Origin of the sequence: Pseudomonas sp. AU11447 (assembly GCF_001672555.2) — a bacterium.
Taxonomy (GTDB): Bacteria; Pseudomonadota; Gammaproteobacteria; order Pseudomonadales; family Pseudomonadaceae; genus Pseudomonas; species Pseudomonas nitroreducens.
Map to the genome: position 1 here is coordinate 148,668 of NZ_LZDG02000048.1, position 17,565 is coordinate 166,232.

18 protein-coding genes are annotated in these 17,565 nt (G+C 65.4%); 12 read left to right on the plus strand and 6 right to left on the minus strand.

Going from position 1 to position 17,565, the window contains the following annotated elements; all coding sequences use genetic code 11:
- Nucleotides 1-8 precede the first annotated feature (8 nt).
- On the minus strand, nt 9-2,501 hold the full coding sequence (locus A6723_RS18405) for an acyl-CoA dehydrogenase (RefSeq protein ID WP_054911017.1): 2,493 nt from the start codon (nt 2,499-2,501) through the stop codon (nt 9-11).
- A gap of 233 nt (nt 2,502-2,734) precedes the next feature.
- On the opposite strand from A6723_RS18405, the gene A6723_RS18410 reads away from it, so the two are divergent.
- The 4 genes from A6723_RS18410 (at nt 2,735) to A6723_RS18425 (ending at nt 5,975) form a co-directional block, all read left to right on the plus strand.
- Nucleotides 2,735-3,424 (plus strand): transglutaminase family protein, encoded by a 690-nt coding sequence (locus A6723_RS18410; protein WP_054911018.1) that lies wholly within the window; start codon nt 2,735-2,737, stop codon nt 3,422-3,424.
- Between the two features lie 116 nt (nt 3,425-3,540).
- On the plus strand, nt 3,541-4,158 hold the full coding sequence (locus A6723_RS18415) for a glutathione S-transferase family protein (protein ID WP_054911019.1): 618 nt from the start codon (nt 3,541-3,543) through the stop codon (nt 4,156-4,158).
- A gap of 108 nt (nt 4,159-4,266) precedes the next feature.
- Nucleotides 4,267-5,199, plus strand: a complete 933-nt coding sequence (locus A6723_RS18420) for an ABC transporter ATP-binding protein (RefSeq protein WP_054911020.1) — start codon at nt 4,267-4,269, stop codon at nt 5,197-5,199.
- Entirely contained in the window at nt 5,196-5,975 is a 780-nt protein-coding gene (locus A6723_RS18425; protein ID WP_024763878.1) for an ABC transporter permease, read from the plus strand. The genes A6723_RS18420 and A6723_RS18425 overlap by 4 nt, the downstream gene beginning before the upstream one ends.
- A gap of 179 nt (nt 5,976-6,154) precedes the next feature.
- Here the strand turns inward: A6723_RS18425 and A6723_RS18430 are convergent, their stop codons facing one another.
- Nucleotides 6,155-7,474, minus strand: a complete 1,320-nt coding sequence (locus A6723_RS18430; protein WP_054911021.1) for a heavy metal sensor histidine kinase — start codon at nt 7,472-7,474, stop codon at nt 6,155-6,157.
- Nucleotides 7,471-8,151 (minus strand): heavy metal response regulator transcription factor, encoded by a 681-nt coding sequence (locus A6723_RS18435; protein WP_024763880.1) that lies wholly within the window; start codon nt 8,149-8,151, stop codon nt 7,471-7,473. Before A6723_RS18435 ends, A6723_RS18430 begins: the two co-directional genes overlap by 4 nt.
- A 178-nt stretch (nt 8,152-8,329) precedes the next feature.
- Here A6723_RS18435 and A6723_RS18440 point away from each other — a divergent pair, with 178 nt between their 5' ends.
- From A6723_RS18440 to queF, 4 genes are all read left to right on the plus strand, one after another.
- Nucleotides 8,330-8,866, plus strand: a complete 537-nt coding sequence (locus tag A6723_RS18440; RefSeq protein WP_054911022.1) for a plastocyanin/azurin family copper-binding protein — start codon at nt 8,330-8,332, stop codon at nt 8,864-8,866.
- 15 nt (nt 8,867-8,881) lie between these two features.
- Nucleotides 8,882-10,537 carry a copper resistance system multicopper oxidase gene (locus A6723_RS18445; protein ID WP_054911023.1) on the plus strand — a complete coding sequence of 552 codons (1,656 nt, stop codon included), beginning with the start codon at nt 8,882-8,884 and terminating at the stop codon, nt 10,535-10,537.
- A gap of 9 nt (nt 10,538-10,546) precedes the next feature.
- Entirely contained in the window at nt 10,547-11,254 is a 708-nt protein-coding gene (locus A6723_RS18450) for a copper resistance protein B (RefSeq protein WP_054911024.1), read from the plus strand.
- Between the two features lie 170 nt (nt 11,255-11,424).
- On the plus strand, nt 11,425-12,255 hold the full coding sequence (queF, locus tag A6723_RS18455; protein WP_054911025.1) for an NADPH-dependent 7-cyano-7-deazaguanine reductase QueF: 831 nt from the start codon (nt 11,425-11,427) through the stop codon (nt 12,253-12,255).
- A 70-nt stretch (nt 12,256-12,325) separates the two neighbouring features.
- Here queF and A6723_RS18460 read toward each other — a convergent pair whose 3' ends face one another.
- The 3 genes from A6723_RS18460 to A6723_RS18470 all read right to left on the minus strand — a co-directional run bounded on the left by A6723_RS18460 (nt 12,326) and on the right by A6723_RS18470 (nt 13,989).
- The gene (locus A6723_RS18460) at nt 12,326-12,589 is read right to left on the minus strand and encodes a DUF4404 family protein (RefSeq protein WP_024763885.1); all 264 of its coding nucleotides are present in this window, start codon (nt 12,587-12,589) and stop codon (nt 12,326-12,328) included.
- 78 nt (nt 12,590-12,667) lie between these two features.
- Entirely contained in the window at nt 12,668-13,249 is a 582-nt protein-coding gene (locus A6723_RS18465; protein WP_054911026.1) for a phosphonate degradation HD-domain oxygenase, read from the minus strand.
- Nucleotides 13,246-13,989 carry a phosphatase gene (locus tag A6723_RS18470; protein WP_054911027.1) on the minus strand — a complete coding sequence of 248 codons (744 nt, stop codon included), beginning with the start codon at nt 13,987-13,989 and terminating at the stop codon, nt 13,246-13,248. The genes A6723_RS18465 and A6723_RS18470 overlap by 4 nt, the downstream gene beginning before the upstream one ends.
- A 112-nt stretch (nt 13,990-14,101) precedes the next feature.
- Here A6723_RS18470 and A6723_RS18475 point away from each other — a divergent pair, with 112 nt between their 5' ends.
- From A6723_RS18475 to rssC, 4 genes are all read left to right on the plus strand, one after another.
- Nucleotides 14,102-14,818 (plus strand): UTRA domain-containing protein, encoded by a 717-nt coding sequence (locus tag A6723_RS18475; RefSeq protein WP_054911028.1) that lies wholly within the window; start codon nt 14,102-14,104, stop codon nt 14,816-14,818.
- A 169-nt stretch (nt 14,819-14,987) separates the two neighbouring features.
- Nucleotides 14,988-15,692: a VacJ family lipoprotein gene (locus A6723_RS18480; protein WP_054911029.1), complete on the plus strand. Its 705-nt coding sequence runs from the start codon at nt 14,988-14,990 to the stop codon at nt 15,690-15,692.
- A gap of 181 nt (nt 15,693-15,873) precedes the next feature.
- A complete protein-coding gene (gene rssB / locus A6723_RS18485) occupies nt 15,874-17,058 on the plus strand; it encodes a two-component system response regulator RssB (protein ID WP_024763890.1) in 1,185 nt (394 codons plus the stop codon).
- Entirely contained in the window at nt 17,055-17,537 is a 483-nt protein-coding gene (gene rssC, locus A6723_RS18490; RefSeq protein ID WP_017517513.1) for an anti-sigma factor antagonist RssC, read from the plus strand. The genes rssB and rssC overlap by 4 nt, the downstream gene beginning before the upstream one ends.
- Nucleotides 17,538-17,565: the final 28 nt, after the last annotated feature.

Below are 17,565 nucleotides of genomic sequence, written 5' to 3' on the forward strand. Positions count from 1 at the left end.
CCTGTGGATCAGTCTGTGGTGGTGGTCGGTTTGCTCGCCGGTTTCTCCTTGTTCGACTTCTCGCTGGCGGATGTCTTCCCGGCCAGTTCCTCCTTGGAGAAGTCGTCCACATCGATCACCGCGCGGCGGGCGCGCTCGGCGGCATGCAGGGTTTCAGCCTCGGTCGCCTCCAGCACGCCAGCCTCGCGGGCGGCGTCGATGGGTGATTGGCCTGGCTTGGGATCAACGCCGTGTTCCTTGAGGGCCTTGTGCAGTTTCTTCTGCAGCGGTGCGGCGGCGGCGAGCTGGTCGTAGGCGGTGGTGAGCTTGGCGACCGGATCGTCCTCCCCGCTGGGCAGGTAGGTGCCGGCAAGGATCGCCTGCAGCGCCGGGTCGCTCAGCGGGCGGCCGAGGATATCGGCGATCTCGGCATCCAGCGCATCGCCAGGGCCACGGTGGCGGCGGCCCAACGGCAGCACGAGCACCCGCAGCAGGCAGGCGAAGGCACGGTTGGGGAAGTTGTCGATCAGGTCGGCCAACGCCGCTTCGGCCTTCTCCAGGTTTTCCTCCATGGACCAGCGCAGCAGCGGGTGGAGGTAATCCGGGTTATCCAGGTCGTGGTAGCGCTTGAGCGCGGCGGAGCCCAGGTACAGGTGGCTCAGCGCATCGCCCAGGCGCGCCGACAGGCGCTCGCGGCGCTTCAGTTCACCGCCGAGCATCATCATGCTGAAGTCGGCAAGCAGGGCAAAGGAGGCGGCGAGACGGTTGAGCGCGCGATAGTACGGGCGGCTGACGCGGTCGCCCGGCACCTGGTCGAAGCTGCCGAAGCCCAGGCCCAGCAGCAGGCTGCTGGCGGCGTTGCTGACGGCGAAGCCGATGTGGTCGAGCAGCAGTTCGTCGAACTCGCGCTCGGCCTGGTCCTGGTCCTCGCGGCGGGCCAGTTCCATTTCCTTCAGGACGTAGGGATGGCAGCGGATGGCGCCCTGGCCGAAGATCATCAGGTTGCGCGAGAGGATGTTGGCGCCCTCGACCGTGATGAAGATCGGCGCGGCCTGCCAGGAGCGGCCCAGGTAGTTGTTCGGGCCGAGGATGATGCCCTTGCCGCCGTGGATGTCCATGGCGTGGGCGATGCACTCGCGGCCGCGTTCGGTCAGGTGGTACTTGAGGATGGCCGAGAGCACCGAGGGCTTCTCGCCCAGGTCCACGGCGTTGGCGGTGAGGATGCGCGCGCTGTCCATCAGCCAGGCGTTGCCGCCGATGCGGGCGAGCGCCTCCTGGATACCCTCGAAGGCCGACAGCGGCACGTTGAACTGCTCGCGTACCTGCGCATAGCGACCGCTGACGTAGCTGCCGGCCTTGGCGGCGCTGGTGCCCACCGCCGGCAGGGAAATCGAGCGGCCCACGGACAGGCAGTTCATCAGCATCATCCAGCCTTTGCCGATCATTTCCTGGCCGCCGATGATGTAGTCCAGCGGCACGAATACATCCTTGCCGGAGTTGGGGCCGTTCATGAAGGCGGCGCCCAGCGGCACGTGGCGGCGGCCGATCTGCACGCCGTCGGTGTCGGTGGGGATCAGCGCCAGGGTGATGCCGAGGTCTTCTTCCTCGCCCAGCAGGTGGTCCGGGTCATGGCACTTGAAGGCCAGGCCGAGGAGGGTGGCGACGGGGCCGAGGGTGATGTAGCGCTTTTCCCAGGTCAGGCGCAGGCCGAGGACTTCCTGGCCTTCCCACTGGCCCTTGCAGACTACGCCGATGTCAGTCATGCCGCCGGCATCGGAGCCGGCCTGCGGGCTGGTGAGGGCGAAGCAGGGGATTTCTGCGCCAGTGGCCAGGCGCGGCAGGTAGCGCTGGCGCTGGGCGTCGGTGCCGTAGTGCAGCAGCAGCTCGGCCGGGCCGAGGGAATTGGGCACCATCACGGTGGAGGCGAGGTCGCCGCTGCGGGTGGCGAGTTTCATCACCACCTGGGAGTGGGCGAAGGCGGAGAAGCCCTTGCCGCCGTATTCCCTGGGAATGATCAGGCCGAAGAAGCCCTGGTCCTTGATGAAGGCCCAGGCCTCGGGCGGCAGGTCCATGTCCTTGCCGACCTGGTAGTCGTTGATCATCGCGCAGAGCTGTTCGGTGGGGCCGTCGACGAAGGCCTGCTCCTCCTCGGTCAGCTGCGCGCGGGGGTAGGCGAGCAGGGTATGCCAGTCCGGGCGTCCGCTGAACAGCTGGCCGTCCCACCAGACCGTGCCGGCCTCGATAGCCTCGCGTTCGGTCTCGGACATCGGCGGCAGGGTCTTCTTGAACCAGGCGAACAGCCGCGAGGTGAACAGGCTGCGGCGCAGATCGGTGGCGAGAATCGTCACCGCGACCACGGCCCAGATCAGCCAGAACAGCACCATCCAGCCGTGGGCGTGGCTGAACAGGCTCATCAGCACGAGGTACACGGCGACGATGCCGAGGGCCTTGAGCGGCGCAGCGCGGCGGTGCGCAAGCCAGGCGACGCCGAGAATCAGGACGAGTAACCAGAGCAACAGCATGCGGATTCCTCCATGACAGCCCGCAAGGGCGACAGCGGTCGCAGCGGGCTTGGTGACGAACAGTGCGCAAGCACCTGACGGGCTCCCGTCAGAATGCACCGGAAGCTTAGCTGGCCGAGCGAAGGCCGATGGCCGCATGGCCGGACAGCTTGGCCGGATCGCCTTGTCGGGGAGCCGATCCGGCTGGTTAGACTGGTGGCGCCATCAAGGACGACCAGCCCGGAGACAGAGCCATGCAGCAGTACCTCAAGCCCAGCCGCTTCGTTGATAGTGACCACCCCGGGGTAATCGAGTTCGCTCTAAATCATCGGGGCGACGGCGGTACGCCGCTGGAGCAGGCGGTGGCGCTCTATTACGCGGTGCGCGACGGGATTCGCTACAACCCCTACGTGTTCAGCCGCGACCCGCAGACCCTCAAGGGTAGCCACGCCCTGGAAAGCGGGCAGTCCTACTGCGTGCCCAAGGCCACGCTGCTGGCCGCTTGCGCCCGGCACTGCGGGATTCCCGCGCGCATTGGCCTGGCTGATGTGAAGAACCACCTGGCCACGCCGCGCCTGCTGGAGTTGCTGCGCAGCGAGGTATTCGCCATGCACGGCTACACCGAGCTGTTCCTTGAAGGCCGCTGGGTGAAGGCCACGCCGGCCTTCGATATCGGCCTGTGCGAGGCCTTTGGTGTGCTGCCGTTGGAGTTCGACGGGCGCACCGACAGCGTCTTCCATCCGTTCAACCGCGACGGCGAGCGGCACATGGAGTACCTGCGCGACCACGGCCAGTTCCCGGATGTGCCCGAGGAGTTCTTCTTCGGCTATCTCAAGCAGTGTTACCCGCACCTGTTCACCGGTGAGGACGCCCCGCTGGACGGCGACATGCGCAGCGAAGCGGCCAGGCATGAACACAATCGCCCGCATGAAAACAATCGATAGTCACCATCAGTACATGCGACTTTTTTCCTCGCCGCGAAGCCGGTAGGGTGCCTTCATCCGAAGTCACGCCTTCAGACCGTGCCTTCATCCGATGACGACAACAAGAGAGGCGCAGCATGCTCAAGATCTGGGGCCGGAAGAACTCCTCCAACGTGCGCAAGGCGCTCTGGTGTGCGGAGGAGGCGGGCCTTGCCTATGAGCGGATCGACGCCGGCGGAGCGTTCGGCGTGGTCAACGATGCGCCTTACCGCGCGCTGAACCCCAATGGCGTGGTGCCGACTCTGGATGACGATGGTTTCATCCTCTGGGAGTCCAATACCATCGTCCGCTACCTCGCTGCACGCTACGCACCTGGCCTGTATCCGCAGGACCTGCAAGCTCGCGCCAGTGCCGAGAAATGGATGGACTGGACGACTTCATCCCTCGCGGGCCCGTTCCGCACCGTGTTCTGGGGTACTCTGCGCACCCCGCCGGAGCAGCGCGACGCCGCCGCCATCCAGGCCGCCATCGATACCTGCGTGCGCCTGCTGGAAATCCCCGAGGCTACGCTGGCCAGGCAGCCGTATCTGTCCGGCGAACAATTGGGCATTGGTGACATTCCGCTGGGCAGCTTCATCTATGCTTGGTTCGAAATGCCCATCGAGCGCCCGGCGCAGCCGCATCTCAAGGCCTGGTACGAACGCCTGAAGGCGCGCCCGGCCTACCGTGACGCAGTGATGACCGACCTGACCTGAGGCCCGCCTGCGCGCCGAGAAGGTTGCAATCGGTGCGGCGGACCAGTATCAAGCAGGCCTTTTTTGCAAAGACCTGCGACCTTCCAAAGACTTGCAACGGGAATCCCCATGAGTTCCGCGCTGTCCATCCGTCAACTGACGAAGACTTACGGCAACGGCTTCCAGGCCCTCAAGGGCATCGATCTGGACGTCGCCGAAGGCGATTTCTTCGCCCTGCTGGGCCCCAATGGCGCCGGCAAATCCACCACCATCGGCATCCTTTCCACCCTGGTGAACAAGACCAGCGGCACGGTCAACGTGTTTGGCCATGACCTGGACAAGGACCCGTACGGCCTCAAGCGCTGCCTGGGCGTGGTGCCCCAGGAGTTCAACTTCAACCAGTTCGAGAGGGTGTTCGACATCGTCGTCACCCAGGCCGGCTATTACGGCATCCCGATGAGCGTCGCCAAGGGCCGAGCCGAGAAGTACCTGACCCAACTGGGCCTGTGGGACAAGCGCAATTCCGCCTCCCGCGAACTGTCCGGCGGCATGAAGCGCCGCCTGATGATCGCCCGCGCGCTGGTCCACGAGCCGCGCCTGCTGATCCTCGACGAACCCACCGCTGGCGTGGATATCGAACTGCGTCGCTCGATGTGGAACTTCCTCACCGAGCTGAACGGCGAAGGCATCAGCATCATCCTCACCACGCACTACCTGGAGGAGGCTGAGCAGCTGTGCCGCAACATCGCGATCATCGACCACGGCACCATCGTGGAGAACACCAGCATGCGCAAGCTGCTGAGCAAGCTGCACGTCGAGACTTTCTACCTCGACCTGCAGGGCACGCTCAGCGAGACGCCCAGGCTCGACGGCTATCCGGCGCGGCTGGTGGATGACCACACCCTGGAAGTGCAGGTGGACAAATCCCTGGGGATCAACGGTCTGTTCGTCCAGCTCAATGCCCAGGGCGTACAGATCCTGAGCCTGCGCAACAAGAGCAACCGGCTGGAGGAGCTGTTCGTGTCGCTGGTGGAGAAGAATCTGTCGAAGGTGGCGGTATGAGTCACGAACTGCGCGCCAACTGGGTCGCCCTCAACACCATCGTCTACCGCGAAGTCCGCCGCTTCCTGCGCATCTGGCCGCAGACCCTGCTGCCGCCGGCGATCACCATGGTTCTGTACTTCGTCATCTTCGGCAACCTGATCGGCCGGCAGATCGGCGACATGGGCGGCTTCACCTACATGCAGTACATCGTGCCCGGCCTGATCATGATGTCGGTGATCACCAACTCCTACGGCAACGTGGTGTCGAGCTTCTTCGGCAGCAAGTTCCAGCGCAACATCGAGGAGCTGCTGGTGTCGCCGGTGTCGCCGCACACCATTCTCCTCGGCTTCGTCTGCGGTGGCGTGCTGCGCGGGCTGGCGGTGGGCGTGATCGTCACCATCCTGTCGCTGTTCTTCACCGACCTGCAGATCCACCACCTGGGCATCACCGTGCTGGTGGTGGTGCTGACGGCGGCGATCTTCTCCATGGGTGGCTTCGTCAACGCGGTATTCGCCCGCAACTTCGACGATATATCGATCATCCCGACCTTCGTGCTGACGCCGCTGACCTACCTGGGCGGGGTGTTCTACTCGATCACGCTGCTGCCGCCGTTCTGGCAGACTGTGTCGCTGGCCAACCCGATCCTGCACATGGTCAATGCCTTCCGCTACGGCATCCTCGGCGTGTCGGACATCCGCATCGGCACCGCGGTGATCTTCATGCTGGTGGCGACCGTGCTGCTCTACGTGTTCTGCGTGCGCCTGCTGGTGAGTGGGCGCGGGATGCGGCAGTGAGCGGCTCGTTGCGATGATTGAGAAAAGGCCCCGGTTGGGGCCTTATTCTTTTTCGGGGTATTGGGTACATGGCCGCTGGGGCTCTTGATCTTGTAGGAACGAGCTTGCTCGCGAACCGCCCAACGCCGGAGTTATCGGTCAATCTGTTCGCGAGCAAGGACTGGGCGTCCCCCTCGCTCCTACAGGTCCGGAAACTCGATAACGAACCGCGTCCATCCACCAGCCGACTCGCAGCGAATCTCCCCGCCATGGGCCCGCACGATGGAGCGGCAGATCGCCAACCCCAACCCGGCATGCTCACCCCGGCCTTCGCGGCGAGCCGGGTCGGCGCGGTAGAAGCGGTCGAACAGGCGCGGCAGGCGCTCGGCGGGAATTTCCCGGCCGGGGTTTTCCACGCTCAGGCGGCCCGGCTCCAGGCGTACGCGAACCTGCCCGCCGTCCGGGGTGAAGCGCAGGGCGTTGTCCAGCAGATTGGCCAGGACCCGGCGCAGCAGGGGCCGGTCGCCCTGCACCGACAGCTCGCCGTCGCGCTCCAGGCGGATGGATTTTTCCTCGGCCAGCGGCCCATAGAACTCCAGCAGTTCGTCCACTTCGCCGGCCAGGGCAAGAACCTGGCGGTTCGGTGCGAGCAGGCCGTGGTCGGCCTTGGCCAGGAACAGCATGTCATTGACCATCGCGGTGAGCCGTTCCAGCTCTTCCAGGTTGCCGTGCAGCGCTTCGCGGTAATCCTCCAGGCCGCGCGAGCGCGAGAGCACGACCTGGGTCTGGGTCAATAGCCCGGTCAGGGGCGTGCGCAGTTCGTGGGCGATGTCGGCGGAGAAGGCCGACAGGCGCTGGAAGGCTTCTTCCAGGCGCGCCAGCATCGCGTTCAGCTCGCCGGCCAGGCCGCGCAACTCCTGCGGCATCTGTCCGGCGTCGAGGCGGGTCGTTAGCGAGTGCGCGCTGACCTGGGCCGCCACTTCGCTCATGCGCCGCAAGGGGCGCAGGCTGGCGCGGGCCGCCCAGGCGCCAAGCAGCGCGGTGGCCAGGGCGGAGAAGCCCATGGTCATCCAGATCAGCCGTTGCATGCGCTGCAGGAAGTGCTGGTGATGGGTGATGTCGAGGATCAGGGTGAGCTGCGCACCCTGCGGATTCCCGGCATCCAGCGGCGCTTGCAGTTCGCGGTAGGCGGGGGCTTCGTCGCTGGCCATGTTCATGGCGGGCAGTTGCCAGAACCAGCGTTGGCCGTCAGGGCCTTGCAGGCGCAGGCCGAGGTCGGGATGGCGCTCCAGTTCGCGGCGCAGTTCGGCGTCGTGGGGGGCGAGTTGTTCAGCGCTGCCGACACCATTCAGCACGTCGCGGAAGATCGCCAGCTTGCCCCTCAGCAACTGCTGGTCCAACTCGATGAAGTGCGCCTCGCTGGCGCGGCTGAAAATGAGGCCGGCCAACAACGACACGGCGGCGGTGCAGGCGGCGAACAGCAGGCTCAGGCGCAGGCCGAGGGAGAGGCGGGCGCTCATGCTTCGCGCTCTTCCAGCACGTAACCCATGCCGCGCACGGTGTGGATCAGGCGCTGCGGGAAGTCGTCGTCGACCTTGGCGCGCAGGCGGCGGATGGCGACTTCGATGACGTTGGTGTCGCTGTCGAAATTCATGTCCCACACCTGGGAGGCGATCAGCGACTTGGGCAGCACCTCGCCGCTGCGGCGCAGCAGTAACTCCAGCAGGGCGAACTCCTTGGCGGTCAGGTCGATACGCTTGCCGGCGCGCTGCACGCGGCGGCGCAGCAGGTCGAGTTCGAGGTCGGCCAGTTGCAGGGTGGTTTCCTGGATCTGCTGGCCGCCGCGGCGTAGCAGGGTGCGGACGCGGGCGAGCAGTTCGACGAAGGCGAAGGGTTTCACCAGGTAATCGTCGGCCCCCAGTTCCAGGCCGCGCACGCGGTCTTCCACGGCGTCGCGGGCGGTGAGGAACAGCACCGGCACGGCGCTGCCGGCCTGGCGCACCGCCTGGAGTATCTGCCAGCCGTCGCGGCCGGGCAGCATCACATCGAGGATCAGCAGGTCGTGCTCGGCGGCCAGGGCCAGTTGCAGGCCTTCGTCGCCGTCGGCGGTCAGGTCGACGGCGAAGCCGGCCTCGCTCAGGCCCTGCTGCAGGTATTGGCCGATGCGGGGTTCATCTTCGACGATCAGGAGTTTCATGGTCGGGGGCTTCCGTTCGGGCGTGCGCGCCGATTTCAGTCAGTGTGGCTGGCCGCTTTATACCGCGACAGCCGCCGATCAGCGCCAAGCTGACACATTTGTAATCTTCCCGACAGGCAAGCCTCAGGCGCAGATGGCGACCATGGCCGCAAGCAATCGAATCCATCGAGGAAACGCCATGTCCCCGCTCAACCTGTTCCGTGCCTCCGTCCTCGGCCTCGCCGCCGCCATCAGCCTGCCGGCCCTGGCCGACGCCGGGCACGCCTATGACTTCGGCAAGCCGGCCAAGGCCGCCCAGGCCACCCGCACCGTGGAGATCAAGCTGGGCGAGATGTTCTTCGAGCCGGAGAACATCGATGTGAAGCCGGGCGAGACCGTACGTTTCATCATCCACAACAGCGGCAGTCTGCTGCACGAATTCAACCTGGGCAGCGCCGCCATGCACGCCGGCCACCAGAAGGAAATGCAGCAGATGATGGACGCCGGGATGCTCACGCCGACCGGCATGCAGCACGACATGAGCCAGATGGATCATTCGAAAATGGGCCACGGCCAGATGATGAAGCACGACGATCCCAACAGCGTGCTGGTGGAGCCGGGCAAGACCGCCGAGCTGACCTGGACCTTCAGCAAGGCCACCAGCCTGGAGTTCGCCTGCAACATTCCGGGGCACTACCAGGCCGGCATGGTCGGCAAACTGACCGTCAAGCCCTGAACCGGGAGCGCCAAGATGATTCGCGCAAGGGATTGGGCTCTGGGGGCGCTGCTGCTGGCACCGTTGGCGGTGCAGGCGGGCGTGTATGACCTGACGATTGGCGAGGGCGAGTTGAAACTGTCCGATGGCGTGCGCAAGGCGCTCACGGTGAACGGCCGGACGCCCGCGCCGGAGCTGCGTTTCAAGGAGGGCGAGGACGTCGAACTGCGCGTCACCAACACCCTCGACCGCGACACCTCGCTGCACTGGCACGGGCTGATCCTGCCCTATACCCAGGACGGCGTGCCGGGCATCAGCTTCCCGGGTATCAAGCCCGGCGAGACCTTCACCTACCGCTTCACCGTGAAGCAGTCCGGCACCTACTGGTACCACGCCCACAGCGACTTCCAGGAAATCGAGGGGCTCTATGGCCCGTTGGTGATCGAACCGAAGGCGCGCGAACCGTACCGCTATGACCGCGAGTACACCCTGCTGCTCGCGGACTGGCACGACACGGAGCCGGAAACCGTGTTCGCCAACCTGAAGAAGCAGAGCGACTACTACAACCACAACCAGCGAACCCTGGGGGATTTCATCGCCGACTCCGGCGCCAACGGCTTCCTGGCGACCCTGCGCGACCGCCTGGACTGGGGCGGTATGCGCATGACGCCGACGGACATTGCCGATATTGCCGGCTTCCGCTTCCTGGTCAACGGCCAGGACGCCACGCAGAACTGGACCGGCCTGTTCAAGCCTGGCGAGCGCGTGCGTCTGCGCATCATCAACGGCTCCGGCATGAGCTACTTCGACCTGCGCATCCCCGGCCTGAAGATGACCGTGGTGCAGGCCGACGGCAACGACGTGCAGCCGGTGACGGTGGACGAGTTGCGCATCGCCGTGGCCGAGACCTACGACGTGATCGTCCAGCCGCAGGAGGATCGCGCCTACACCTTCTTCGCCGAAGCCATGGACCGCAGTGGCTTTGCCCGCGCCACCCTGACACCGCGCGAGGGGCTGGTCGCCGAGGTGCCGGCGCTGCGCGAGCGGCCGTTGCTGACCATGGCCGATATGGGCATGAGCCACGAGGGCATGGACCACGGCAGCATGGCGATGGCGCAGCCGGAAGGTTCGGACATGGCGGGCATGGATCACTCCAAGATGGCTGGCATGGATCATTCAGCCATGGGCGCCGCCGCGCCGAAGTCCGACTACGCCCCCGGCAGCGGCCTGACGCCGCAACCGGCGGAGCCGGGCAACCGCCTGCTGGTCTACGCGGACCTGAAAGCCATGCGTCCCTACGCCGACTATCGTGCGCCGGATCGCACCATCGAGTTTCGCCTGACCGGCAACATGGAGCGCTACTTCTGGTCCATCGACGGCAAGAAGTACTCCGAGGCCGAGCCGATCCGCCTGACCTACGGCGAGCGCGTGCGCATCCGTTTCGTCAACGACACCATGATGACCCACCCCATGCACCTGCACGGCATGTGGATGCAGCTGGACAAGGGCAACGGCCGCTTCAACCCGCTCAAGCACGTGGTCAGCGTGGCGCCGGGCAGCACCCTGGACGTCGACGTGCCTGCCGACGCGCTGGGCGAATGGGCCTTCCATTGCCACCTGATCTACCACATGGCCGCCGGCATGATGCGCAAGGTCATCGTCGAGCCGGCCCCCGCCAGCGCCAGCCTCTGAGGAACCGCCATGAAACGCATTGCAACGGTGGCCTGCGCGGCGACCCTGGGCTTGGCCTTGCCCGCAGAAAGCGCCGAGATGGACGACATGCCCATGGGCTCGCTGCTGATCCAGCGCCTGGAAAGCCGCTTTCACGGCAACGACCAGGCGCTGGGCTGGGAAGCCCAGGGCTGGTACGGCACCGACTACCAGAAGCTGCGCCTGAAGCTGGAGGGCGAGCGCGACGCCGGCGGCCCTACCACCGACAACGAAGTGCAGCTGCTTTACCAGCGGCTGGTAGCGGACTTCTGGGACTGGCAGGTGGGCGTGCGCCATGACGATCAACCGGGGCCGTCACGCACCTATGCCGTTCTCGGCCTCCAGGGGCTGGCGCCGCAGTGGTTCGAGGTGGACGCCAACCTGTTCCTCAGCGAGCGCGGCGACCCGTCGTTGCGCCTGGAAACCGAATACGAGCTGCTGCTGACTCAGCGGCTGATACTGGAGCCCGCGCTGGAGTACAACCTGGCCTTGGCCGATGACCGCGACGCCGGCGTTGGCGCGGGCGGCAGCGAGCTTGAGGTGGGCTTGCGCCTGCGCTACGAAGTGCGCCGGGAGTTCGCACCGTACTTCGGCTACGTCTGGAACAAGACCTACGGCCGCAGCGGCGATATCGCCCGCGCCGAAGGCGAGGACGACGAGGAGGGCTATTGGGTGGCGGGCGTGCGGATGTGGTTCTGACTGGCTCTGCGTAGGGTGGGTATCGCTCCGCTCCACCCATCCTACAAAAGCGCATGCTGGATACGTCGGGATATCCGGCTCGTCCGCCGGCTGCTGAAAGGGGCGGCGGATTTGTATACACTCGCCGCCTCGCGTTACCACCCGCATCGCCGATCCAGCAGGACCTCCCCATGCAGCATCCCGCCGAACACTCGCCCCTGGGCAAATCCAGCGAATACGTCTCCACCTACGCGCCGGAGCTGCTCTTCCCGATCTCCCGTACCACCAAGTGGGCGGAACTGGGCCTGACCGCGGACACCCTGCCGTACCAGGGCGTGGACCTGTGGAACTGCTACGAGCTGTCCTGGCTGACCGCGTCGGGCAAGCCGGTGGTGGCCATCGGCGAGTTCTCGATCCCGGCGCAGTCGCCGAACATCATCGAGTCCAAGTCCTTCAAGCTCTACCTCAACTCGCTGAACCAGACCGCCTTCGACAATGCCGAAGCCGTACGTGCGGTGATGGAGCGTGATCTGTCCGCCGCCGCTGGCGCGCCGGTGGGCGTACGTGTTCGCGGCCTGGACGAAGTGGCGGGCGAGGGCGTGGCAGTCATCCAGGGCACCTGTATCGACGATCTGGACGTCGCGGTAGAAAGCTACGACCACCCGCGCCCGGAACTGCTGCGCTGCGACGACACCCGCCGCGTCGACGAAGTGCTCTACAGCCACCTGCTCAAATCCAACTGCCCGGTCACTGGCCAGCCGGATTGGGGCACCCTGGTGGTCGAGTACGCCGGTCCGGCGCTGGATGCCGCGAGCCTGCTGGCCTACGTGGTTTCTTTCCGCCAGCACCAGGATTTCCACGAACAGTGCGTCGAGCGTATCTACCTCGACCTGCAACGCCTGCTGCAGCCGACCCGCCTGACTGTCTACGCGCGCTACGTGCGCCGTGGCGGGCTGGACATCAACCCGTACCGCAGCAGCGAAGCCGTGCAGCCGGACAATCGCCGGCTGGTGCGTCAGTAGTCGCTGGCGCGCCTGTCAATCGCGGATACAAAAAACCCGGCCTTGGCCGGGTTTTTCATGTCTGGAAGCTTCAGATGCCCATGTTCGCCAGGCTCTGCACGATGGAGCGAAGCGTGCCGGCCAAGGTCGGATGGCTTGCCTCGAAGCGCTCGACGGCCAGGTTGACGTTGTCCATCAGGGTCTCGTCGGCCAGCGCCTCTTCGTTGGCCAGCTGCAATTCGATGTCCTTGATCAAGGCTTGCAGCGATTCGCGCTCTTCCGCGTTCAGCGGCGGCTGGCGCTCCAGCTGGTCGCGCAGGGCCTGGAGTTCTTCCTGGAGGCGTTGTGTCGGCATGGTGGTGTCCTTCTGCGGTACGTACCCAAAGATGGACCTCGCCCGACGGGGAAAAGGTCCATCGCCATGCCTTTGAGCTTAACTCGCCGCGCGCACCCTTGCCTGATGCCGATCAACGCGCAGGAGCCGCTCGAGCAGTGGGAAGAAGTGCTCCAGCTCCGGCGTGCGCATGGCCGGGTCCTTGCCCAGGTCGTCCAGGCGGCGCAGCGTCAGCGCGTCCTGGGAGAACGGCGCGTTGAGGAAGGCACTGGAGCCGCGCTCATCGAACGGCCCGCCCTGCAGCGCCAGGCTCTGCCGCGAGGCCCAGGACAGGCCGGCGTGGTATGCCGGGTCTACTGCGCAGAGGTAGCGCTTGGCGGCTACGTGCAGGCGGATCGGCTGCCAGACGGATTCGGGCAGCAGTTCGCGCAGCAGGTTGGCGCCGAACTCCTCGTGGCGCAGGTCCTGTTCATCGATCAGCTCCGGGTTCTCGTAGAGGTGGCCAATGTCGTGGAGCAGGGCGGCGATCACCAGGCTGTCGGAACAACCGGCGCGCTCGGCCAGCGTGGCGCACTGCAACGCGTGCTCGGCCTGGCTGACGGCTTCGCCGTAAGGCTCGGCGCCGTGGCTGGCGAAACGCTCGGCCAACTCGTCGAGGAAGCGGTGGCGCTCGTGCTTCATGGTTTTTCTCCTTTCAGACGGCGGCTGGCGATGTCCTGCAGGCAGGAATCCAGCTCGCCCAGATGATCGATGACCGAGTGCACGCCGAGGCGGTACAGGCCGAGTGTGGCCTGGGCGCGCAGGCGGTCGCGGTCGAGATTGCCCAGGGCATCCCAGTCGCCGGGCGCTCGGCCGCAGAGGGGGCCGCTGGCTGCCAGGCCGATGGTCCACAGGCCGGCGTTGAGCCCGGCCTGGAGCAGGCGCGGCTGGCCGCTGACCAGCACGCAGCCGTCCAGCAATGGAGTGCCAAGCTGCATCAGTGCCTGCCAGCAGGAATCCGGCGCCGGCCACTGGCGGCCGGCGATATCCAGCCCGGTGGCAAGGTGGTCGTCCAGCGCGGCGGCGAGGTGCAGCGTGGTGGCATTCGGCAACTCATCCAGCCAGGCACAGGGAACGCCGCGCTGGTGCAGCGACTGCAGGGCATCCAGTGCGCCGGGTGTGGCCTCGGCGTGGGCCTGGGCGGCTTCGTCCAGGGCCGACTGGAACAGGTCGCGCTCCGGGGCGTCGGCATCGTGGCCCAGGGCCAGATCCAGGGCCTGCTGTGGTGGCAGGGCGAGGGCGGAGGTCAGGCGCTCCGGCGGACAGTCGGGGCAAATACGTTGCAGGGCAACCGGCAGCGTCCTTGCGCCGAAGTCCACCAGATCACCGGACAGTCCGAACAGCAGGGTCGTGAAGCGCGGAAGGTCGGCAGTCGCAGGCATGGCGGGCTTTTCTGATAATTGGTCTAGGCCAGACTAGCGGGCCATTGTGACGGTCAGATGAAGTCCCTTTGCGTGCCGTTATAATCGCCGCGCCTTTTTGCGGAAGACACCCATGCCGGTCGAACCCATGCCCCATTACCTGCGCATTCGCGAGCAGTTGGCGCAGGACATCGCCAACGCCACCCTCACCGAGCGCCTGCCCGCCGAGCGCGAGCTGGCCGAACGCTTCGGCTGCACCCGCGTAACCCTGCGCGAGGCGCTGCAACAGCTGGAAACAGAAGGCGTGCTCTACCGCGAGAATCGCCGCGGCTGGTTCGTCTCGCCGCCGCGCATCCGGTACAACCCGACCCGCACCACGGGCTTCATGGATTACGTCCAGGCCCAGGGGCGGGTGCCGCGTACCGAAGTGCTGGCCGCTGAACGCCGTACCGCCGGGCCCGCTATCGCTCGACGCATGGGGCTGGATGAAGGGGCCGAGGTGTTCCATATCCTGCGCCGACGCTGGGTCGACGAACGCCCGGTAATGCTGGAGGAAATCACCCTGGACGCCAGTTGGTGCCCAGGGCTGCTCGATCACGGGCTGGACACCTCGCTTACCCGCGTATTGCGCGAGGAGCTGGGCCTCAGCCTGTCGCGTTCCGAACTTGCCATGCATTCCACCGCGCTGGTGGCTGCGTGGGCGACGCCGCTGCAACTGGCGCCAGGCGCGCCGGGCCTGCATGTGGAGCGCGCAAGCTTTGTCGACGACGGCCGGCTGGTGGAGTGGGACCAGGAGTTCTGGCGCTCCGATGCGCTGGAAATTGTCATCGACGCACGGTATCCGGACTGAAGTGGCACTATGCTTTCGGCTGGAAGCAAGCGAAACGGTAGTGCGCGGCCACGAATCGAAATCCTCTGAGATCGGTTCGGGTCCGCAAAACCGTTCGGCCTCTATATAATCTGCCCGCATAGCGGGGCCGCCATGGCTGGCCCGAAAGACATTCACTGGAGAATTCCCGATGCGCCCACTAGGCGTCCAATGGACGAAACGCTGCTTCAGCCTGCTCGCCGTCGCCGGCCTGGCCACGATCCCGTTCCTGGCGCAGGCCGCCAGCGAAGACGACCCGTGGGAAAGCATCAACCGCCCGATCTTCACCTTCAACGACACCCTGGACACCTACGCCCTCAAGCCGTTGGCCCAGGGCTACCAGTACGTCACGCCGAATGTCGTGCAGGACGGCGTGCACAACTTCTTCGGCAACATCGGTGACGTGCGCAACCTGGTCAACGACCTGCTGCAACTGAAGTTCCGCGATGCCGGCGTCGATACCAGCCGCCTGCTGTTCAACACCACCTTCGGCCTGGCCGGCTTCATCGACGTCGCGACCCACATGGGCCTGCGCCGCAACGACGAAGATTTCGGCCAGACCCTCGGCCATTACGGCGTGGGCAGCGGCCCTTACGTGATGCTGCCGCTGCTGGGCCCGAGCACCCTTCGCGATGCGCCTTCGCTGATCCCTGATGCCTATACCGGCCCGTATCCCTACATCGACAATGTATCGGTGCGTAACAGCCTGCGTGGTGTCAACGTGGTCGATACCCGCGCCGACCTGCTCAAGTCCGAGAAGCTGATCAGCGGCGACAAATACACCTTCATCCGCAACGCCTACCTGCAGAACCGCGAGTTCAAGGTCAAGGACGGCGAGGTCGAAGACGACTTCTGATCCACCTTGCCCGCAGACCGTTCCTGTCCTCCAGCCCGCGCCGTTCGTGGCGCGGGCTGCGCCTGCTTGAACCCTTGAGCGGATGGGAGTACTGTCTGCGCCTTGTCGCGACCGACCCGCGCCGCTGTTCCCTAGAATGAGCGCCAAACCACAACCCCGGCGCCGTTTGCCTGGATGACCCATGCACAAAGCCAGTGCCTCGCTGCTGATTATCGATGACGACGACGTCGTCCGCGAAAGCCTCGCCGCCTACCTGGAAGACAGCGGATTCAAGGTCACACAGGCCACCAACGGCCTGGAAGGCCTGAAGGTCTTCGAACACCAACTCCCCGACCTGGTGATCTGCGATCTGCGCATGCCGCAGATGGACGGCCTCGAGCTGATCCGTCGCGTCAGCGAGATGGCGGTGGAAACCCCGGTGATCGTGCTGTCCGGTGCCGGTGTGATGAGCGATGCCGTCGAGGCCCTGCGCCTGGGCGCCGCCGACTACCTGATCAAGCCGCTGGAAGATCTTGCCGTCCTGGAACACTCGGTACGCCGTGCCCTGGACCGCGCCTTCCTGCGCTCGGAAAACCGCCGCTATCGCGAAAAGCTGGAAACCGCCAACCGCGAGCTGCAGGCCAGCCTGAACCTGCTCCAGGAAGACCAGAACGCTGGCCGCCAGGTGCAGATGAACATGCTGCCGGAGACTCCGTGGGAGTCCGAGGGCCTGGCGTTTTCCCACCAGATCATCCCGTCGCTGTACCTGTCGGGTGACTTTGTCGATTACTTCCGTGTCGACGCCCGCCGCATCGGCTTCTATCTCGCCGACGTTTCGGGTCACGGCGCTTCGTCTGCCTTTGTCACCGTGCTGCTGAAGTTCATGACCACGCGGCTGCTGTACGAGTCCAAGCGCAACGACATGCTGCCGGAATTCAAGCCGTCGGACGTACTCGGTCACATCAACCGCGGGCTGATCAACTGCAACCTGGGCAAGCACGTGACCATGCTCGGCGGCGTGATCGACCTGGATACCGATCGCCTGACCTACAGCATCGGCGGGCACCTGCCGCTGCCAGTGCTCTATGTCGACGGTGAAGCCCGTTACCTGGAAGGCCGTGGCCTGCCGGTAGGGCTGTTCGACGAAGCGACTTACGAGGATCATGTCCTTGATCTTCCCAAATCCTTCAGCCTTTCCCTGTTCTCGGACGGCATTCTCGACGTCCTTCCGGGAGCTACGCTGAAAGAAAAGGAGACGGCCCTGCCCGAGCAGGTCGTCGCCGCCGGCGGAACCCTGGATGGCCTGCGTCAAGTCTTCGGACTGGCCAAGTTGTCCGAGATGCCGGATGATATTGCCTTGCTGGTGTTGAGCAGGAACCTTGCATGAGTACCGGTAAAATCCAGTTCGCCGAGCAGGATGGCTCATTCGTCCTGAAGTTCGTGGGCGAAGTCCGACTGACCCTGTGTTCGGCGCTGGATGCCACCATTGAAAAAATCTTCGCCGCGTTGAATTTCTCGGCGATCATCATCGATCTCACGGAAACCCAGAGCATCGACAGCACTACGCTGGGCCTCCTGGCGAAGTTGTCGATTCTCTCGCGGCAGAAGGTCGGGCTGTTGCCCACGCTGGTCACCACCAATGCGGACATCACCCGGTTGCTGCAGTCGATGGGCTTCGATCAGGTGTTCAACATCGTCGATCGCCCGATTCCGTGTTCGGACTGCCTGACCGATCTGCCTCCCCAGGACCAGTCCGAGGAGGTAGTGCGCGGCAAGGTGCTCGAGGCCCACCGTATCCTGATGGGCCTGAACGAGACCAACCGCGAGGCCTTCCACGATCTGGTGAGCGCGCTCGAGCGCCACTGATTCGATGAGCTGAAATGCAAACCGGCGC

Bases quoted from the DNA above. Each gene is read 5' to 3' on its own strand.
- A6723_RS18405 (WP_054911017.1), bottom strand. From the start codon at position 2,501: ATGCTGTTGCTCTGGTTACTCGTCCTGATTCTCGGCGTCGCCTGGCTT.
- A6723_RS18410 (WP_054911018.1), top strand. From the start codon at position 2,735: ATGCAGCAGTACCTCAAGCCCAGCCGCTTCGTTGATAGTGACCACCCC.
- A6723_RS18415 (WP_054911019.1), top strand. From the start codon at position 3,541: ATGCTCAAGATCTGGGGCCGGAAGAACTCCTCCAACGTGCGCAAGGCG.
- A6723_RS18420 (WP_054911020.1), top strand. From the start codon at position 4,267: ATGAGTTCCGCGCTGTCCATCCGTCAACTGACGAAGACTTACGGCAAC.
- A6723_RS18425 (WP_024763878.1), top strand. From the start codon at position 5,196: ATGAGTCACGAACTGCGCGCCAACTGGGTCGCCCTCAACACCATCGTC.
- A6723_RS18430 (WP_054911021.1), bottom strand. From the start codon at position 7,474: ATGAGCGCCCGCCTCTCCCTCGGCCTGCGCCTGAGCCTGCTGTTCGCC.
- A6723_RS18435 (WP_024763880.1), bottom strand. From the start codon at position 8,151: ATGAAACTCCTGATCGTCGAAGATGAACCCCGCATCGGCCAATACCTG.
- A6723_RS18440 (WP_054911022.1), top strand. From the start codon at position 8,330: ATGTCCCCGCTCAACCTGTTCCGTGCCTCCGTCCTCGGCCTCGCCGCC.
- A6723_RS18445 (WP_054911023.1), top strand. From the start codon at position 8,882: ATGATTCGCGCAAGGGATTGGGCTCTGGGGGCGCTGCTGCTGGCACCG.
- A6723_RS18450 (WP_054911024.1), top strand. From the start codon at position 10,547: ATGAAACGCATTGCAACGGTGGCCTGCGCGGCGACCCTGGGCTTGGCC.
- queF (WP_054911025.1), top strand. From the start codon at position 11,425: ATGCAGCATCCCGCCGAACACTCGCCCCTGGGCAAATCCAGCGAATAC.
- A6723_RS18460 (WP_024763885.1), bottom strand. From the start codon at position 12,589: ATGCCGACACAACGCCTCCAGGAAGAACTCCAGGCCCTGCGCGACCAG.
- A6723_RS18465 (WP_054911026.1), bottom strand. From the start codon at position 13,249: ATGAAGCACGAGCGCCACCGCTTCCTCGACGAGTTGGCCGAGCGTTTC.
- A6723_RS18470 (WP_054911027.1), bottom strand. From the start codon at position 13,989: ATGCCTGCGACTGCCGACCTTCCGCGCTTCACGACCCTGCTGTTCGGA.
- A6723_RS18475 (WP_054911028.1), top strand. From the start codon at position 14,102: ATGCCGGTCGAACCCATGCCCCATTACCTGCGCATTCGCGAGCAGTTG.
- A6723_RS18480 (WP_054911029.1), top strand. From the start codon at position 14,988: ATGCGCCCACTAGGCGTCCAATGGACGAAACGCTGCTTCAGCCTGCTC.
- rssB (WP_024763890.1), top strand. From the start codon at position 15,874: ATGCACAAAGCCAGTGCCTCGCTGCTGATTATCGATGACGACGACGTC.
- rssC (WP_017517513.1), top strand. From the start codon at position 17,055: ATGAGTACCGGTAAAATCCAGTTCGCCGAGCAGGATGGCTCATTCGTC.